Source organism: Rugamonas sp. FW305-51, from assembly GCF_058786935.1.
The window spans coordinates 16,445-34,233 of record NZ_JBYSZG010000058.1 but is presented as its reverse complement, the minus strand read 5'-3'; the positions used below and the strand labels follow the sequence as shown (position 1 = coordinate 34,233).

Annotated in this window: 12 protein-coding genes; 9 read left to right on the top strand and 3 right to left on the bottom strand. The window is 68.2% G+C overall.

Annotated elements, in window-relative coordinates:
* Window positions 1-56: 56 nt before the first annotated feature.
* Window positions 57-2,309: a putative bifunctional diguanylate cyclase/phosphodiesterase gene (locus AC3WOS_RS25675; protein WP_492719783.1), complete on the bottom strand. Its 2,253-nt coding sequence runs from the start codon at window positions 2,307-2,309 to the stop codon at window positions 57-59.
* 421 nt (window positions 2,310-2,730) lie between these two features.
* On the opposite strand from AC3WOS_RS25675, the gene AC3WOS_RS25670 reads away from it, so the two are divergent.
* From AC3WOS_RS25670 to fabG, 8 genes are all read left to right on the top strand, one after another.
* Window positions 2,731-3,786, top strand: coding sequence for an OmpA family protein (locus AC3WOS_RS25670; protein ID WP_492719782.1), 1,056 nt, complete (start codon window positions 2,731-2,733; stop codon window positions 3,784-3,786).
* Between the two features lie 106 nt (window positions 3,787-3,892).
* Window positions 3,893-4,477, top strand: a complete 585-nt coding sequence (locus AC3WOS_RS25665; protein WP_492719780.1) for a glycine zipper 2TM domain-containing protein — start codon at window positions 3,893-3,895, stop codon at window positions 4,475-4,477.
* A 279-nt stretch (window positions 4,478-4,756) separates the two neighbouring features.
* Complete coding sequence (locus tag AC3WOS_RS25660) at window positions 4,757-5,416, top strand: ABC transporter ATP-binding protein (protein WP_492719787.1); 660 nt, start codon at window positions 4,757-4,759, stop codon at window positions 5,414-5,416.
* Window positions 5,410-7,767: an ABC transporter permease gene (locus tag AC3WOS_RS25655; RefSeq protein WP_492719778.1), complete on the top strand. Its 2,358-nt coding sequence runs from the start codon at window positions 5,410-5,412 to the stop codon at window positions 7,765-7,767. The genes AC3WOS_RS25660 and AC3WOS_RS25655 overlap by 7 nt, the downstream gene beginning before the upstream one ends.
* Before the next feature lie 12 nt (window positions 7,768-7,779).
* Window positions 7,780-8,958 carry an efflux RND transporter periplasmic adaptor subunit gene (locus AC3WOS_RS25650; RefSeq protein ID WP_492719776.1) on the top strand — a complete coding sequence of 393 codons (1,179 nt, stop codon included), beginning with the start codon at window positions 7,780-7,782 and terminating at the stop codon, window positions 8,956-8,958.
* A gap of 143 nt (window positions 8,959-9,101) precedes the next feature.
* Window positions 9,102-10,235: a CaiB/BaiF CoA transferase family protein gene (locus AC3WOS_RS25645; RefSeq protein WP_492719775.1), complete on the top strand. Its 1,134-nt coding sequence runs from the start codon at window positions 9,102-9,104 to the stop codon at window positions 10,233-10,235.
* A 191-nt stretch (window positions 10,236-10,426) separates the two neighbouring features.
* Window positions 10,427-11,608 carry an acetyl-CoA C-acyltransferase family protein gene (locus tag AC3WOS_RS25640; RefSeq protein WP_492719773.1) on the top strand — a complete coding sequence of 394 codons (1,182 nt, stop codon included), beginning with the start codon at window positions 10,427-10,429 and terminating at the stop codon, window positions 11,606-11,608.
* Between the two features lie 170 nt (window positions 11,609-11,778).
* On the top strand, window positions 11,779-12,522 hold the full coding sequence (gene fabG, locus AC3WOS_RS25635; RefSeq protein WP_492719771.1) for a 3-oxoacyl-ACP reductase FabG: 744 nt from the start codon (window positions 11,779-11,781) through the stop codon (window positions 12,520-12,522).
* 85 nt (window positions 12,523-12,607) lie between these two features.
* Here the strand turns inward: fabG and AC3WOS_RS25630 are convergent, their stop codons facing one another.
* Together AC3WOS_RS25630 and AC3WOS_RS25625 are read right to left on the bottom strand one after the other, a co-directional pair.
* On the bottom strand, window positions 12,608-13,306 hold the full coding sequence (locus tag AC3WOS_RS25630; protein WP_492719770.1) for a hypothetical protein: 699 nt from the start codon (window positions 13,304-13,306) through the stop codon (window positions 12,608-12,610).
* 20 nt (window positions 13,307-13,326) lie between these two features.
* Window positions 13,327-15,753, bottom strand: coding sequence for an SUMF1/EgtB/PvdO family nonheme iron enzyme (locus AC3WOS_RS25625; protein WP_492719769.1), 2,427 nt, complete (start codon window positions 15,751-15,753; stop codon window positions 13,327-13,329).
* A 277-nt stretch (window positions 15,754-16,030) separates the two neighbouring features.
* On the opposite strand from AC3WOS_RS25625, the gene tagH reads away from it, so the two are divergent.
* Entirely contained in the window at window positions 16,031-17,725 is a 1,695-nt protein-coding gene (gene tagH, locus AC3WOS_RS25620) for a type VI secretion system-associated FHA domain protein TagH (RefSeq protein WP_492719767.1), read from the top strand.
* Window positions 17,726-17,789: the final 64 nt, after the last annotated feature.

Below are 17,789 nucleotides of genomic sequence, written 5' to 3'. Positions count from 1 at the left end.
ATACGGACGGGGGCGGGCAGGGCAGCGGGGGACGGGCGGCCCCCCTTTGCTGTGAATCAGTATGGCCAGTTGGCGGTGCCGCGGCGCTGGGCGGCCCATGGCGCAATGAGCGGCCCGGCCATGGGCGGTGCGATGACGTAGCCCTGGGCCAGTTCGCAGCCCAGCCGTTGCAGCAGGGCGGCGGCCGCTTCCGTTTCCACCCCTTCGGCGATCACCTGGCGGTGGAACACGGCGGCCAGGCCCAGGATGCCCTTGACGATGTCGAGGTCTTCCGCATCGTCGTGCATGGAGCGCACGAAGCTGCGGTCTATCTTCAGGGTCTTGACGGGCAGGTGGCGCAGGTAGGCCAGCGAGGAGTAGCCGGTGCCGAAGTCGTCCAGGGCGCAGTCGACGCCGATGCGGTGGCAGGCGTGTATCACTTCCGACACCTTGAACAGGTCCGCTACCGCGCTCGATTCGAGGATCTCCAGCTCCAGCGTGTGGGGACGGAGCGACGGATAGGCCGCCAGCCGCTCGGCCAGGGAGGACACGAAGTTGTTCTGCTGTAGCTGGTGCGCGCATACGTTGATGCTGACGGGCAGGTGCAGGCCGCTCTCCTGCCAGGCGGCGGCCTGCTGCAGGGCCGCGTCGATGATCCAGCGGCCCAGCTCCAGGCCGACCGCCTGATCGTCGATCATGGCGATGAACTGGGCCGGCTCCAGCAGGCCGCGGCGCGGATGCTGCCAGCGCAGCAGCGCCTCGACGCCGACCAGGGCGCCCGTGCGCAGGTTGACCTTGGGCTGGTAGTACAGCTGGAACTGGCGCTGCGCGACGGCCTGCCGCACTTCCTGCAGGTACTCGAACTGGCTCTTGAGGGCTTCGTCATGCTCGACGTCGAACAGGTGGAAGCGGTTCTTGCCGGCCAGCTTGGCCTGGTACATGGCCTGGTCGGCATGGCGCAGCAACTGGTCGGGGCCCGCTTCGTCGGCCGGGAACAAGGTGACGCCGATGCTGGCCGTCAGCTGCAAGCTCAGCCCGTCCAGTTCAATCGGCGCCGATACGGCGTGCAGCAAGCGTTCCACCATCGATTCGAATTCATGGTGATGTTCCAGGTCCACCAGCAGGGCGACGAATTCGTCGCCGCCCAGGCGGGCGATGGTGTCCTCGTCGCGCAAGGCCGCCTTCATGCGCGCGGCGCAGGCGATCAGCAGGGCGTCGCCCACGCCATGGCCGTGCTGGTCGTTGACGGCCTTGAAGCCGTCGAGGTCAAGGAAGACGACGGCCAGCGCCCGCTGCTGGCGTTGGCTTTGCGCCAGCGCCTGCTGCAGCCGGTCCAGCAGCAGGACCCGGTTGGGCAGGCCGGTCAGGGCGTCGAAATGGGCGATGTGCTCGAGCGCGTGCTGGCTTTGTTTCAGTTGGGTGATGTCGGTGAAGATGGCGACGTAATTGGTGATGCGGTTGGCACTGTCGCGCACGGCGCCTATGCCCAGCATGGCCACATATTCGGAACCGTCCTTGCGCGCGCTCCACAACTCGCCGGACCAGTGGGCCTGCTCGGCCACGGCGCGCCACATGGCGTCATAACAGGACTGCGTATTGTGTTCGGACTGCAGGAAGCGGGGATGGCGGCCCAATACTTCGGCCCGGCTGTAGCCGGTGATGCGGGAAAAAGCGTCGTTGACGTCGATCAGGCAGCCGTCCGCGTCGGTGATCATGATGCCTTCGCTGGCGTAGGCGAACACGCTGGCGTCCAGTTGCAGCCGGGCCGTGGCCGACTTCTGTTCCGTGACGTCGACGATGACGGCGCGGCACTCCAATCCGTCCGGCGCCAGCATGGCATCGATCTGCACCGTACGGGGCAGGCGGCCGGGCTGGGTCAGCTGGACTTCGCACCGTTGCTTGCCGCCGCAGCTGTAGACCTGCGCCAGCATGGCGCCGAATGCGGGGCGGTCGGCCAGGACGATGTAGCTGTCGAAGCGCGTGCCGACCGGGCAGGCCGCGCCGCAGCCCAGCAGTTGCACGCTGGTGGTGTTGATCTGGATGATCTTGCCGTCCTGCCCCAGGCTGACGAAGCCGGTGGGCGAGAAGTGGTAAAAGTCGGCATAGCGGTCGCGGATGCGTTCCACTTCGCTTTGTGCGGCGCGTAAGGCCTCGTTCTGCGCTTCCAGCTCTTCCTGGTGCACCTGCAATTCGCTCAACAGGCGGCGCAATTCCGCTTCATTGCGGGCCCGGCCGTTGCTCGCTGCCTTGCCGTGCGCCGGCCGTGCTGGCCCCGCATGCGGACCCGGCAGAGCGTCGCCGGCCGGGCTCGGTTCGTCTTCTACATGCATGGGGTCGTTCATGGCGCCGATCGAAAACTGGGGAACAGATTCGGTACAGTATTGTGAATATTCACGCGCAGTTCAACAGAAGTTTCGTTGAAACAGGAAAATATTGAGCCCGCAGGGCAAGATGGCTGGCCCCGTGGTGACAGCACAACATGGATATTCAGGCCAGTGATGGCGGGCGCCAGAATGCCGTTGCGGCCTTAGTTCTGGCGTGCCGCGGCGACGCGTTTGCGCCGTGGCGGAGGCAGGCAAATATACAATTTATTACATCTTTCAATTATGACCTCGTCCACCAAACGTCAGTGGGTTTCGTTTAGTCAATAACCAGACCGCAAGTAAGGCATCCAGGCAATATCGCACGGCAGGCCGCAGCTTCCGGACTGGGCATTACAAACAGCCATAACATTTAAGAATGGGAAACGACATGTTGAAAACCAAGAAAATCGCGCTGGCGGCCCTGGCGCTGTGCGCCTCCTTCTCCGCCGTCGCCGCGGATGAAGCGATCAATCCCTCCTGGTACATCCAGCCCAGCGTCAACGCCATGAAGCCGGACGGCGACTTTGGCGTGGACAAGCACGGCTTCGGCGCCGGCCTGAAATTCGGTAAGGCCGTGAGCGACAGCTGGGATGTGCAGATGGGCGCCACCTACGCCCGTTCCCGCGACAATGGCGAACGCTACCAGCAGAACACCTTCGGCGTCGATGGCCTGTACCTGTTCTCCCGTTCCACCTTCCGTCCGTTCGTGCTGGTGGGCGCCGGCATGGAGCATGACAAGGCCAACCTGAACGCCCTGGGCCAGCTGTCGAAGAACTCGCCCTTCGTCAGCGCCGGCGTCGGTTTCCAGGCATCGCTGAACGACCAGTGGTCGATGCAGGCCGACCTGCGCGACGTGCACGGTTTCATCCGCGGCAACGAATTCCCGACCAGCAAATCGAACAACTACTACCTGACCGTGGGCCTGAACTACGCCTTCGACAAGCCGGCCGCGCGTCCGGTGCCGGTGGCCCAGCCCGTGGTGGCGCCGCAGCCGGTGGTGGAAGTGGCACCGCCGCCGCCAGCCCCGGTGGCGCCGCCGCCACCGGCGCCGGCCCGCTTTGAGAAGGTGACCATGTCGGCTACCGAACTGTTCGACTTCGGCAGTGCCAAGCTGCACGATGGCCAGCCCAAGCTGGACGACATGGCCAAGCTGCTCAACGATAATCCGGGCGTGGAGCATGTGGTCGTGACCGGTTACGCCGACCGCCTGGGCAGCAGCAAGGCCAACCACGCGCTGTCGCTGCGCCGTGCCGAAGCCGTCAAGGCCTACCTGGTGGGCAAGGGCGTTGCGGCCAGCCGCATCAACACGGCCGGCAAGGGCGAAGAGCAGCCGGTGGCCAAGTGCGACAACAAGAAGCAGAAGCGCGCCGACCTGATCAAGTGCCTGGAGCCTAACCGCCGCGTGGAGATCGAGCAGATCACCGTGGAACGCCGCGTCAACTAAGCGTCGACCAAGCATCAAGCAAGCATCAAGCAACCCCACCGGCCCGCGCCGCCCCGACTGGCGGCGGTAGCGGGCCGGCACCCCGATACAGAATCTGGAGCAAACCATGAACAAGCAATCCATCCTGCTGGCCGCCATGTTGGCCACCGCCTTTATCTCTTCCCACGCTTCGGCCGCCGGTCAGCCTTACGGCCAGGCCGGCAAGGAAGCGGCGGCCCGCTACGCCAGCGACAAGAAGCTGTGCGCCGACGAGAGCGAAGCGTCGCTGCGCATGCAGTGCCTGCGTGACGCCAAGGCCACCTACACCAAGGCCATGGCGAGCGCCAAGGCCAGCTCGCAAGGCAACGGCCACGCCGTCTGCGCGGACTGCGGCCGGGTCACCTCGGTCCACATGACGGAGCAGGCAGGCGAGGGCGGCGCGCTGGGCGTGGTGGCCGGTGGCGTGGCTGGCGCCCTGCTGGGCCACCAGGTGGGCGGCGGCACGGGCCGCGACCTGGCCACCGTGGCCGGTGCGGCCGGCGGCGCCTACGCCGGCAACAAGGTCGAACAGAAAATGAACGCCAAGAAGGTGTGGACCGTGGCGGTGCAGTACGAGAACGGCCACCAGGCCAAGTTCGCCTTCGACCACGACCCCGGCATGGTCGCCGGCGACAAGGTGAAGAACGCCGGTCAAAGCATCGTGCGCAACTGACGGCAAGCGGCAGCCGGCGGGGGGGCGGGCCTTGCCGGCCGCCTGCCGGATGTGCCGGCAGCTTGCGCTTCGGCGCAGAATTCTGTAAAAAGGTCTCAGGTCGACCCCGTAGTCCCGCCGCTGGACCGGTTGCCGACAGTTCAGGACCTGCGCTAAGGGGCGGTCCTCTGGATAATGAGGCGACTCTTGCTGCGCACCCCCAGCCCATCGCAGGAACTGCCCGTGCCCGCGCCGCCCGATGCGGTGTTCCATCTGCGGCGGGTGTGCAAAGTCTATCGCATGGGCGAGGCGGAAGTTCAGGCGCTCCGTGACGTTGACCTGGACCTGCACCCGGGAGAGTTTGTCGTCTTGCTTGGCGCCTCCGGCAGCGGCAAGTCCACCTTGCTCAACATATTGGGCGGGCTGGACCGGCCCACCAGTGGCGAAGTGCGCTACCGCGAGCATGACCTGACTGCGGCGGCGCCGGCGGAGTTGACGCGGTTCCGCCGCGAGCATGTCGGTTTCGTGTTCCAGTTCTACAACCTGATCCCGAGCCTGACGGCCCGCGAAAACGTGGCGCTGGTGACCGAGATCGCCGCCGCGCCCATGGATCCGGAACAGGCGCTGGCCCTGGTCGGCATGGACGCGCGCCGTGACCATTTTCCATCCCAGCTGTCGGGCGGCGAACAGCAGCGGGTGGCGATCGCGCGGGCGGTGGCCAAACGGCCGGACGTGTTGCTATGCGATGAACCGACGGGGGCGCTCGATTATCCGACCGGGAAACTGGTGCTCGACGTGCTGCAGCGGCTGAACCGGGAGCTGGGCACGATCACGGTCGTCATCACCCACAACGCTGCCATTGCCGCGCTGGCCGACCGCGTGATCCGCATCAGCAGCGGCCGTATCGTCGACATCCGGCGCAACGCCAGCCGGGCCTCGGCGGACGACATTTCATGGTGACCATGCTCAATCGCGTGCTGTGGCGCGACCTGTGGCATTTGCGCGGCCAGGTGCTCGCCGCGGCGCTGGTGGTGGCCTGCGGCATCGCCACGCTGGTGGCCACCCGCGGCACCAGCGATGCGCTGTTGCGGGCGCGCGACGATTATTATCTGAGCCACCGCTTTGCCAACGTGTTCGCCCACCTCAAGCGCGCCCCGGCCGCGCTGGCCGGCGACATCGCTGGCCTGTCCGGCGTGGCCCAGCTGCGCACGCGCATTGTGACCGAAGTGGCGCTCGCGGTGCCGGGACTGGACGAACCGGCCACGGCCAGGCTGGTGTCGGTGCCCGTGCCGCATGGCCCCATGTTGAACGACCTGCAACTGGTGGCGGGGCGCTACGTCGACGCGGGGGCGGCGGACCAGGTGATGGTCAGCGCCGCGTTCGCGGCAGCCAACGGGTTGCGCCTGGGCGGCACACTGGGCGCGCTGCTGCATGGCCGCTGGACCAGCCTCGTCGTGGTCGGCATCGCCCTGTCGCCCGAGTTCGTCTATGAAGTGGGCGGCGGCATGCTGTTTCCGGATAACCGGCATTACGGCGTGCTGTGGATGGCCGAGCCGGCACTGGCACCGGCCTTCGACATGCTGGGTGCCTTCAACGATGTGTCCCTGGTACTGGCGGCCGGGGCGCGCGAGCGCGACGTGATCGCCGGCCTGGACCGGCTGTTGCGGCCCTATGGCGGGCTGGGTGCTTACGGCCGTGCCGATCAGCTGTCGCACCGCATCCTCAGCGATGAACTGGGCGAGCTGGAAGTGATGACGACGGCCATTCCGGCCCTGTTCCTGGCCGTGGCCGCCTTCCTGCTGTATGCCGTGTTGTCGCGCCTGGTCGCCTCGCAGCGTACCCAGATCGGTTTGCTCAAGGCCTTCGGCCAGTCCGACGCCCGCATCGGACTGCACTACCTGAACATGGCGCTGGTCACGGTGGCCATCGGACTGGTCCTGGGCCTGCCGCTGGGCTTGGCGCTGGGCGCCCTGTTTGTCGACGTCTATCGCGCCTACTTCCATTTTCCCCACCTGCAGCTGGCGCTGCGCCCGGCCCTGTTGCTGCTGGCCGGCGGGGCCAGCCTGGCGGCGGCGGGCGCAGGCGCGCTGCTGGCCGTGCGCCGCGCCGTGGCCCTGGCACCGGCCGAGGCCATGCGCAGCGCAGCGCCGGCGGCGTTCCGCACCGGTCTGCCCAGGCTGCTGGGCCGCCTGCCGGCATCGGCGCGCATGATCTGCCGTAACCTCGTGCGGCGACCATGGAAAGCCTTGCTGTCCGTGTTGGGCATCGCGTTTGCCGTGGCGCTGATGGTCGTGGGCCGCTTTGGCTACGACGGGGCCGGCTATATGATGGCCGTGCAGTTCAACCAGGTGCAACATGACGATGTCACGGTACTATATGACGGTCCGCGCGGGCCGGAAGCGGCCCTCGCCATAGGCCGCATGGAGGGCGTGCTGCGTGCCGAGCCGTTCCGGCTGGTGCCGGCCTGGCTGCGCCACGAGCACCTGGCCAAGCGGATCGAGGTGACGGGACTGCCGCCCGTGCATGAGCTGCGCAGCTTGCTGGACCGCCGGCTGCGCCCCGTGGCGTTGCCGCCGTACGGGCTGGTGCTGGGTGAGAAACTGGCGCGGTTGCTGGCTGTCGGACCGGGCGACAGCGTCACCATGGAAGTGCTGGAAGGGCGCCGCGCCGTGCTGCAGGTGCCCGTGGCCGGGGTGGTCGATGAGATGCTGGGCCTGGGCGCATACATGGATGCCGGCGCGTTGAGCCGTTTGCTGGGCGAAGACGGTACGGCCTCCGGCGCCTGGCTGCGCGTGGCGGCCGATGCCGCACCGGCGCTGTTTGCCAGCCTGAAGCGCACGCCGGCGGTGGCCGGGGTGGTGGTGCGTGGCGCGCTGCAAACGAGCCTGCGGGCGACGATGGATCGCACATTTTTCTTCTTCAGCGCCGTACTGACCTTGTTTGCCAGCGTGATTATCGCCGGCATGGTCTATAACAGCGCCCGCATCGCCCTGTCGGAGCGGGGCAATGAACTGGCCAGTCTGGCCGTGCTCGGTTTTACGGAACGCGAGGTAGCGTTCTTGCTGCTGGGCGAGCAGGCCTTGCTGGTGCTGCTGGCCCTGCCGGTCGGGCTGGCGCTGGGATATGCCATGTGCGCGGCCTTGCTGCCCTTGTTCGATCGTGAGATGTTCCGCCTGCCGCTGGTGGTCGGCAAGCTGTCGCTGCTCTACCCGGTGCTCGCGGCGCTGGCGGCGTCGGTGCTGTCGGGCGCGCTGGTGGCGCGCCGCCTGCGCCGCCTCGATTTGATCGCCGTGCTCAAGACGCGCGAATGAAAGGAGTTGTCCATGAGGTGGAAACGTAGCCTGCTTGCCGCCGGCGGGCTGGCCCTGGTGGCCGGCGCGGGTATCGCGCTGTGGCCCGCGCCGCTCGACGTCGACGGCGCCACGGTGGCGATGGGGCCGATGCAGGTGACGGTGGACGACCAGGGCGAGACCCGCTCGCATGACCGCTTCGTGGTCTCGGCGCCGGTGGCGGGCCGGCTGACACGTATCGCGTTGCGTGACGGCGATGCCGTGCAAGAAGGCCAGCTGTTGGCCAGGATCGCGCCGCTGCCATTGACGGTGCGCGAGCGCGACGAGATCAGTGCGCGTGTGGCCGCCGCGGAAGCGTTGCGGCGCGAGGCCGGGCAACGCCTGCGCCACGCCGACGAAGACATGGCGCAGGCGCGCCGCGAACATGCACGGATGCGCCAACTGGTGCAACAGGGCTTTGTGGCGGCGCAGGCCACCGAGCAGGCCCGCACGGCCGAAGTGACGGCCGCCAGCGAGGTGGAGGCGGCCCGTTTCCGGCTGCGCGCCGCCGAGGCCGAAGTGAAAGTGGCCCGTTCCGGCCTGACGGCCGTGCACGCGGCCGGCGCCGGCACCGAGCCGGTGCTGGCCGTGCGCGCGCCCATGGCTGGCTGCGTGCTGCGTGTGACGGACGCCAGCGAGCGGGTGGTGGCCGCCGGCGCGCCGCTGTTGACCCTGGGCGATGTGGGCGGGCTGGAAATCGTGGTGCCCTTGCTGTCGTCGGAGGCCGTCAGGGTCGCGCCGGGCATGCCGGTGCTGCTGGAAGGTTGGGGCGGTGAGCGGGCGCTGCGAGCCCGGGTGGCGCGGGTGGAACCTTATGCCGTGACCAAGGTGTCGGCCCTCGGCATCGAGGAGAAACGGGCCAACGTGATCGCCGAATTTGTCGATCCCCCGGGCCCCATCGGCGACGGCTATCGGGTTGTCGCGCGGATTGTGACCTGGCAGGCCGGCGAAGTGCTCAAGCTGCCCGCCAGCGCCTTGTTCCGGTGCGCCAGTGAATGGTGCGTGTTTGTCGTCTCGGAGGGCCGGGCAAGGCGGCGCGTGGTTGAAATTGGCCACCGCAACCAGCTTGAGGCGGAGGTACAGAAAGGCCTGGCGCCGGGGCAGACGGTGGTGCGTTATCCCGCCAACGAGGTGGCCGACGGTGTGCGTGTCCGGGTGCGCGCGCATTCCTGACCGCCAAACGCCGATCGGGCATGGCGGGCCGCCGATTCGTCGCATGCGACGATGTGTCCCTGTTCCGCCGCGGCTACACTGGCAGGCTGGAGCCGGTAGCGGGTGCGGCCGGCCTTCGTCCAATTCTTACTACGAGGGATCGCATGGGCATACTGTCGGGCATACGTATCATCGAAATCGCGGGCATCGGGCCGGCGCCGTTCTGCGGCATGCTGCTGGCCGACATGGGGGCCGACGTGATCCTGGTCGAGCGGGCGGCCGGCAAGTCCGGCGATCCGCTCGAGCTGGGCGAGAAGAACATCACCAACCGCGGCAAGCGCTCGCTGGCGCTGGACTTGAAGGATCCGCAGGCCATCGCCACCCTGCTGACCCTGATCGAAGGCGCCGACGCGCTGATCGAAGGCATGCGCCCCGGCGTGATGGAGCGCCTGGGCCTGGGGCCGGAGGTCTGCCTGGCGCGCAATCCGAAACTGGTCTATGGCCGCATGACGGGCTGGGGCCAGGACGGTCCGCTGGCCAAGAGCGCCGGCCACGACATCAATTACATCGCCCTGTCCGGCGCTCTGTGGTACAGCGGCGCGCCCGGCCAGGCGCCGCTGGCGCCGCCCACGCTGGTGGGCGACATCGGCGGCGGTGCACTGTACCTGGCCATGGGCGTGCTGGCCGGCGTGCTGGGCGTGCGCAACGGCGCGGCGGGCCAGGTGGTCGACGCGGCCATCGTCGACGGCAGCGCCAACATGATGAACCTGCTGCTGTCGCTGCACGCGGCGGGCATGATGCCCATGGCGCGCGGCGAAGGGCTGCTGGACGGCCCGCACTGGTATGGCAGCTATACCTGCCAGGACGGCGGATGCGTGACCATAGGCGCGCTGGAGCCGCAGTTCTACGCGCTGCTGCTGCAAAAGCTGGGCCTGCAGGACGACGCGGAGTTTGCCCGGCCCTACGACCGGCGCAGCTGGCCGTCGCTGCGCCTGAAACTGACGGCGCTGTTCCTGTCCCAGCCGCGCAGCCATTGGGTCGCGCTGCTGGAGGGCAGCGACGCCTGCTTCGCGCCCGTGCTGTCGCCGGCCGACGCGATGGCGCACCCGCATATGGCGGCGCGCGCCGTGTACGGCGAACGGGACGGCATACTGCAGGCGGCGCCCGCGCCGCGGTTTTCGGCGGCGCGGCACGTGCCGGGCGCGGTACCCCGGCGCGGCGAGCATGGCGCGGCCATCCTGCGCGCCGCCGGTTGCAGCGAACAGGAGATCGCCGGCCTGATCCCGGCCCGCGCATAGGGCGACTGTTGCGGCGCCGCATCGGCAATGGGCGGCCGGCGGGCCGGAACCGGGGCCGCAAAATTGACATCGGCGCGCGAAAGCCCCAGACTTCCTGTCGGAAATGACGCACTGCGGCATAATATGGCCGGCGTGGCGCTGCGGCGCCCGCGTGCATCCAGCCTTTCGATCCCCGCTTTTAAGGAATTATCATGATTAAAGACGTAGTAGTGTTGAGCGCCGCCCGTTCCCCCATCGGCGCCTTCGGCGGTTCGCTGTCGGAGATGGAGCCGGCCGAACTGGCGGGTATCGTGATGAAGGAAACCATCGCCCGCTCCGGGGTCGAGGCTGCGGCCATCGGCAACGCCGTCGTCGGCACCTGCATCCCCACCGATGGCCGTTACGGCTACGTGTCGCGCGTGGCCTCGGTGCAGGCCGGCATGCCGATGGATTCCATCGCCATGCAGGTCAGCCGCCTGTGCTCGTCCGGCCTGCAGGCCATCGTGACGGCGGCCCAGGGCGTGATGCTGGGTGACTTTGAATACGGCATCGGCGGCGGCGTGGAAGTGATGTCGCGCGGCGGCTACATGCTGCCGGCGCTGCGCAGCGGCGCGCGCATGGGCGACACCAAGGCCATCGACATGATGACCTCGATCCTGACCGATCCGTTCGGCGTGGGCCACATGGGCATCACGGCCGAGAACCTGGCCACCAAGTACGGCATCTCGCGCGAAGAGCAGGACGCGTTCGCGCTGGAATCGCAGCGCCGCGCCGCGCTGGCCCAGGCCGAAGGCCGCTTCGCTTCGCAGATCGTGCCTATCGTGCGCCAGACCCGCAAGGGCGAAGTGGTGTTCGACGCCGACGAGCACCTGAAGCCTGCCACCACGCTCGAATCGCTGGCCAAGATGAAGCCGGCCTTCAAGAAGGATGGCACCGTCACCGCCGGTAACGCCTCGGGCATCAACGACGGCGCCGCCTTCATGGTGCTGGCCGACGCCGCCCTGGCAGCCCAGCGCGGCCAGACCCCGATCGCCCGCATCGTCAGCTACGCCGTGGCCGGTGTGCCGAACGACATCATGGGCGAAGGTCCTATCCCCGCCAGCCGCAAGGCCCTGGCCAAGGCCGGCCTGAAGATGGACCAGATGGACGTGGTCGAATCGAACGAAGCGTTCGCATCGCAGGCGCTGGCCGTGACCAAGGTGCTGGAACTGGACCCGGCCAAGACCAACCCGAACGGCGGCGCGATCGCGCTGGGCCATCCGGTGGGCTGCTCGGGCGCCTTCATCGCCACCAAGGCGATCTACGAACTGCAGCGCACCGGCGGCCGTTACGCGCTGGTGACGATGTGCATCGGCGGCGGCCAGGGTATCGCCGTGGTGTTCGAACGCTGCTAATCAGCTACCGCAAGTAGCAAGCCGGCGCCGCGCCGGATGTCCGCCCCAGGCGGCGTCCGCCGCGGCGCCGTTTTTTTTCCGTGGCCTGTGCGGTCGGCTATACTGCTGCGCGGGGCCGCCATGGCAGCGCCGGGCGGCAGGCATTGTTCAAACTAGCGGGGATCAGCAGAATGGATTTGACTAACAAGGTAATCATCGTGACGGGCGGCGCCCAGGGCATCGGCCTGGCCATCGCCGAGCGCTGCGCCGTGGCCGGCGCCACCGTGGCGATCTGGGACAACCGTGCCGACGCTATCGCGGCGGCGGTGGAACACGTGCGCGGCCTGGTGCCGGGCGTGGAAGTGGAGGGCTTTACGGTGGACGTGGCCGACCTGGCCAACGTGCAGGCGGCCGCCAAGGCCACGCAGGAGCGCTTTGGCCGCGTCAATGGACTGGTCAACAATGCGGGCGTGGTGGCCGACGCCCAGCTGACCAAGATGAGCGAGTCCCAGTGGGACCGCGTGATCGACATCAATCTCAAGGGTGTATTCAACTGCGCCAGCGCCAACGTGGACGCGCTGCTGGCCACGGCCGGCGCCATCGTCAACATCTCGTCCATCGTCGGCCTGTCGGGTAACTTCGGCCAGTCCAACTACGCGGCCGCCAAGGCCGGCGTGCTGGCCCTGACCAAGACCTGGACCCGTGAACTGGGCCGCAAGGGCGTGCGCTGCAATGCCGTATGCCCCGGCTTCGTCAACACCCACATCGTCAAGGATATTCCGCAGCAGGTGGTGGCGGACATGTTGAACATGATCCCGCAGCGACGCATGGGCGAGCCGCGCGAGATCGCGTCGGCCGTCGTGTTCCTGCTGTCGGACGAGGCCAGCTACGTCAACGGCGCCACGCTGGAAGTGGCGGGCGGCCTGACGTTGTAAGGCTCCGGGGCCTGGGCGGCGGGAATGGCCGGACAGCGCCGGCCGGACAGCGCAGGCCTGACAGTGCCGGTCCGTGCCGGCCGGTCTACTCGGACTGGCGGCCCGGCAGCGGCGCGGCGGAGATGCGCCGCACCGTCATCACCAGGTCGGAATAGCTGCTGCGGTAGTTGTGGCCCTTCGCTTCCACGGCCTTGGTATCGACCAGCGAGACATCCTTGCGGTGTACGTAGCCCAGCCTTGGGGCCATGTAGAACTGCACCGTGCGGGGCACGGAGCGCACCAGGTTCTGGGTCTTGCCGTCGCAGTTGCTGGAGACGCATTCCAGCGTCTCCACATAATCGATCACTACTTCCACGTTCACATTGTAGGTGCCCACGTTCAGGCGCACCGGACTCTCGGGCTGCATTGCCAGCATCAGCCGCAGCTTGCCCGTCTTGGACGATTTCAGTTCAAACACGCCCAGCGCGTTCGGCTTCTCGCGGAAGCCAGCCTGGATCTCCGTCAGCTTGAAGACCTGGAACAGGTTCTTCTGGTAGGACATCAGGCGCCGCGTTTCTTCCTCCACTTCCTGGCGTTGCACCGCCTGGCGCGCCTTGCCTTCCTCGTCTTCCTCCGCAGCAGGCTGTTGCCCTTGCGGGGGAGCGGGCTGGGTGGCGGCGGGCGGATGGCGCGGCACCTCGGCCGGATTGCGCGGCGGCAGCCGGTAGACTTGCGTTTCCTGCGTGGCGCAACCGGCCACCAGCAGGGCCAGGCTTATGCTTGTTGCACGAAAGAGTACGTTCATGGACACCTTTCTAAGGTTCTTCAATAGGCGGTAGCCGGCGGCGCGGATGCGGCCGGCGGCTTGGCCGCGCCCGGCGACGCAGACCTGGAGACAGTTCTGGCGCCGCTCTTGGTGGCAGCAGCCGGCTGGCCTGGCGCCGCGCCGCCTGCTGTGGCGGTGCCTGGCGCACCGGCCGCTGCCGCCGAAACCGTTGCGGCGGCACCAGTGGCGCTTGCGGGCGCGGACGAGGCTGGCGTAGCGGCCCCGGGTGCCGATGCTGTCGCTGCAGGCGCCGGTGCGGAGGCGGCGGTGGAAGCAGTGGCTGCGGCGGGGGCGGGCGTGGGCGCCGGCGGCGTGCGGCCGATGCGGAAGCCTACGCGCGGGTCGCTGCTGGCGCGGTCGCCGAAGGTACGCGCCACCGGGCGCACGTCGCCGCTGGTGGAATCGAAGGCGCCACCTTTCTGCACCCGTTTCTTGCAAGCCGCCGCCGTCTGGGCCGGGCTGGACTTGGGATCGTCGCCATGGTTGGCGTGCCAGCAGTCGTCCACCCACTCGTAGACGTTGCCGACCATGTCATACAGACCGGCGTAGGCCTTGAAGCTGCCGACCGGGGCGGGGCGGTGGAAGTCCAGGTGGCTGCCGCACTGGCCGCAATGGGCGTTATCCTGCCCGGCGCGGTCGCCCCAGGGGAAGATGGTGGCGGTACCGGCTCGCGCCGCGTATTCCCACTCCGCCTCCGTGGGCAGGCGGTAGCTGCCGCCCGTCTTCTTCGACAGCCAGTCGGCATAGCCCTTGGCCGCGTCCCAGCTGATGCCCGTCACGGGCAGCTTGTCCAGGTCCGGACCGGACATGCCTTGCGGCGCGGGGCAGGCGCGCTCCTTGACGCACAACTGCCATTGGGCGTAGCTGACTTCCTGCGCCGCCAGCTCGAAGGCCGCGATCGGCGCCGGCTTGCCGCCCAGTTCCTCGGGCAGCGCGCCCGGCTCGCCGGCCTGGGAACCAACCCGGTAGGTACCGGCCGGTACGGCGACCATGGCCGGGCAGCCCGGCGTGCCGTCCGCCAGTTTCAGCGGGCAGGGCGGTGGTGGCGGCGGCGCGGCCGGCGCTTCCACGACGGGCGCCGACGCTTCGGCGGCAGCGGCGGCCACCGGCTCGACCGGGGCCGGCTCCGGCGCGGGCGCGATCACGGGCGGCGGCGGTGCGGCCGCCACCACGGGCACGGGCTTGGCGCCGGGCGGCGGTGGCAGGTAGGGGATGTCGAACGGCAGGGCGTTGTTCCACCACAGCCAGCCGCCGCCACCGCCGGCGCCCAGCACGGCCAGCCCGAAGAAACTCAGTAGTACGGTTTTCCAGCGGCTCTTGCGCGGTGGCGCGGCGAGCGCGTTGTCCTGGGTCACCTGCCCGGTGGCGCGCGCCTGGGTGGGCTGGCCGGTGCGTCCGGTGCCGCCTTGGGTGGGCTGGCCGGTGCGCCCCGCGCCACCCTGGGTGACCACGCCGGGTTGCGCCGGGGTGCCGCGCGGCGCGGCGGCCCGCGGCGGCTGCTCGATGCCGAGCAGGGTGCGGAACTCGGCCACGTTCTGCGGCCGTTGCTCCGGCCGTACCCCGAGCGCCACGTCGATGGCGCGCAGGAATTCCTGGCTGTAGCGGTCGGCGGCGCTGTCGGCCAGCGGCGTGAGCGAATCGGAAACCAGGCGGGTGAGGGCGGCCGGCGGCACCTTGTCGGTGATGATGAAGTAGACCACCGAGGCCAGCGCATAGAAGTCGGTCCACGGCCCCTGCGACATGTTCATCATGTCGCCGTACTGCTCGATGGGCGCATAGCCGGGCTTGAGGATCACGGTCAGCGCCTGCGTCATGTCGCCGATCACGCGCCGCGCGGCGCCGAAATCGAGCAGCAGCGGCCGGTCGTTTTCCAGCATGAGGATGTTGTCGGGCGCGATATCGCGGTGGTAGCACTGCTTGCCGTGCAGCACCTCGAGCGCGTCGAGGATATGGGCCAGGAAGTTGCGCAGCCAGGCTTCCTGCGACAGCAGCGCGTGGTCCTCCTTGAGCAGCTGCTTGAGGGTGGGCGCATGGTAGAACGGCATGGCCATGTAGCCGGTGCCGTTGGCTTCCCAGAAGCGGTACACCTTGACCAGGCAGGGATGGTCGAACTGGGCCAGCAGCTGGGCCTCGTTGACAAAGCTGTGCAGCCCGACCTGGAACGTTTCGGCATAGTGCTCGGAGAGCATGGTGACCTGGGTGCCGCCCACGCGCCCGGCAAAGGCCGCCGGCATGTACTCCTTCAGCGCCACGTCGCGACCCAGGGAATGGTCCTTGGCCTGGTAGACGATGCCGAAGCCGCCCTGGCCGACCACGCAGGTGATCTCGAACTCGCCCAGTTTGGTGCCGGGCTGCAGAGCGTTGGGAAACACGGCGCCTGGCGCCAGGACCGTATGGTCATTGTCACTGTTAGGTGGTGGGTTCATGATGATGCAATCCGTGAGGGTCAATTCATCTGCAACGCACGGCGCGGTCACATCGTCACCGCGCGTACGAAAAACCTGCGCTACCAGTACCAATTACTTGCAGACCGTAAGCATGGTGAACAAATGCTCATATGGTCCATTAAGCACGAGTATAAACGAAGACTTGCCCGTCCAAACGAGTTGTGCGCATAATTGCTGGGAATATAAGAAAAGCAATGGAGCAGGCCGCTTCTCGCCCGGGAACGGCCAACCATCCCCTAGCCACACGGACCGATTGATGCCCATTACATTGACCGTGCAAACCCATCGCGCCGCGCCGCCAGCCGAGCCGCTGTCGGCCAGTTTCGACCGGCTGGGCGGCACCATCGGGCGTTCGCCCGGTAACGGTCTGGTGCTCGATGATCCCGGCAAGTACATTTCCCGCAATCATGCCAAGATTGAATTCCAGGACGGCGGCTATTGCCTGGCTGACATCGGCAGCAATCCCAGCCTCGTCAATGGCCGGCCCGTCGGCAATGGGCGCCAGGTGGCCCTGAACGACGGCGATACCGTGGTGATCGGGCCTTATCTGTTGGCCATTGCCGTCACGCCCGAGGAGGGCATGACCATGGGCCAGGCCGGGGGCGCGGGACAGGCGGCCCAGGCCATGGGCCAGCAGCCGGTGCTCGATGCGCTGGCCGCCTCCAGCCTGCTCGACTGCGCCGTCGCGCCGGGCGCCGATCCGCTGAACGTGGACTGGCTGGCGCCACAGGACGCGGTCACCAGGCAGGTCACCATGTCCCGGCCCGTGTCCAGGACGGAGGCCAGGGGGGAGTCAGCGGCAGGCGCCGGCCATGTGGCGCCCGTCCAACAGCTGTACCCGCAGCCATCGCCCATGATGCCGCCGCCGGCCGCTTCGTTTGCCATTCCCGACGATTACGATCCGCTGGCCGACCTGCTGCGCCCAGCGGCACCTGCATCTGCACCTGCACCTGCACCTGCACATGCACCTGCACCGTCTCTGGCCAGCCAGGCCGCGCCGCCGCCCGCGCCGCCGCCCGCGCTGCCGCCGGAAATGACTACATCGCCCGGCAACTGGGCCGCTGAGGAGGCAATTGTGCTCGCGTCAGCCTCTCCGATCGGCGAAATGCGGTTACCTACCGACGAAGTTTCGCCGGCCTCGGCAGAGGGCGCGTCCGGCATGTTCGCACCGCCAAGCGCGGCGGCCGCCGCTGTGCCGGCCGCCGCCGCACCGCCAGCCGCTGCGCCGGCCGCCGCCCTACCTCCCACCGCCGCGCCGCCGACAACCGTCGTGCCTCCCGCCGCTGCGCCATCGCAAGCTGCCGCGCCACTTGCGCCGCCATTGGCCGCCCCGGCCGGCACGCAACAGGGCGCGTCCGAAGCCATGCTGCTCGAGGCGCTGCTGCGCGGCCTGGGCATGACGGGCATGAAGGTGGAACGGCCGGCCGCCGAATTCGTCGAGCTGGTCGGCGCCATGCTGCGCGCGGCCACGTCCGGCACCATGGGCGTGCTGCTGGCGCGTACACTGACCAAGCGCGAAAGCCGCATGGCCGTGACCATGATCGCCAGCCAGGCCAATAATCCGCTCAAGTTCTTCCCCGACCCCACCAGCGCGCTGTTCCAGATGCTGGGCAAGCCGGCCAAGGGCTATATGGCGCCCGTGGCGGCCTTTGATGGCGCCTTCGACGACATGCGGGCGCACGAGATGGCGCTGCTGGCCGGCATGCGCGGCGCGCTGGAAGGGATGCAGGCCCAGTTCGATCCGGCCGAGATCGAGCGCACCATGGCGCTGCCGTCCGTCATGGACAAGATGTTGCAAGCCAACCGCAAGGCCAAGCTGTGGGACCGGCACGTCGAATCCTACCGCCAGTTGGTGCATGACGCCGACGAAGAATACCAGCGCCGTTTCAGCGAGCAGTTCGCGCGCGCCTACGAGGAGCAGATTGCCCGCATGCGCAAGAACCGGGGCTAGCACCACTGGCCCCGGCACAACCGGTACTAGCACAACAGGTACCAGCGCAATCGGAGTTAGCACC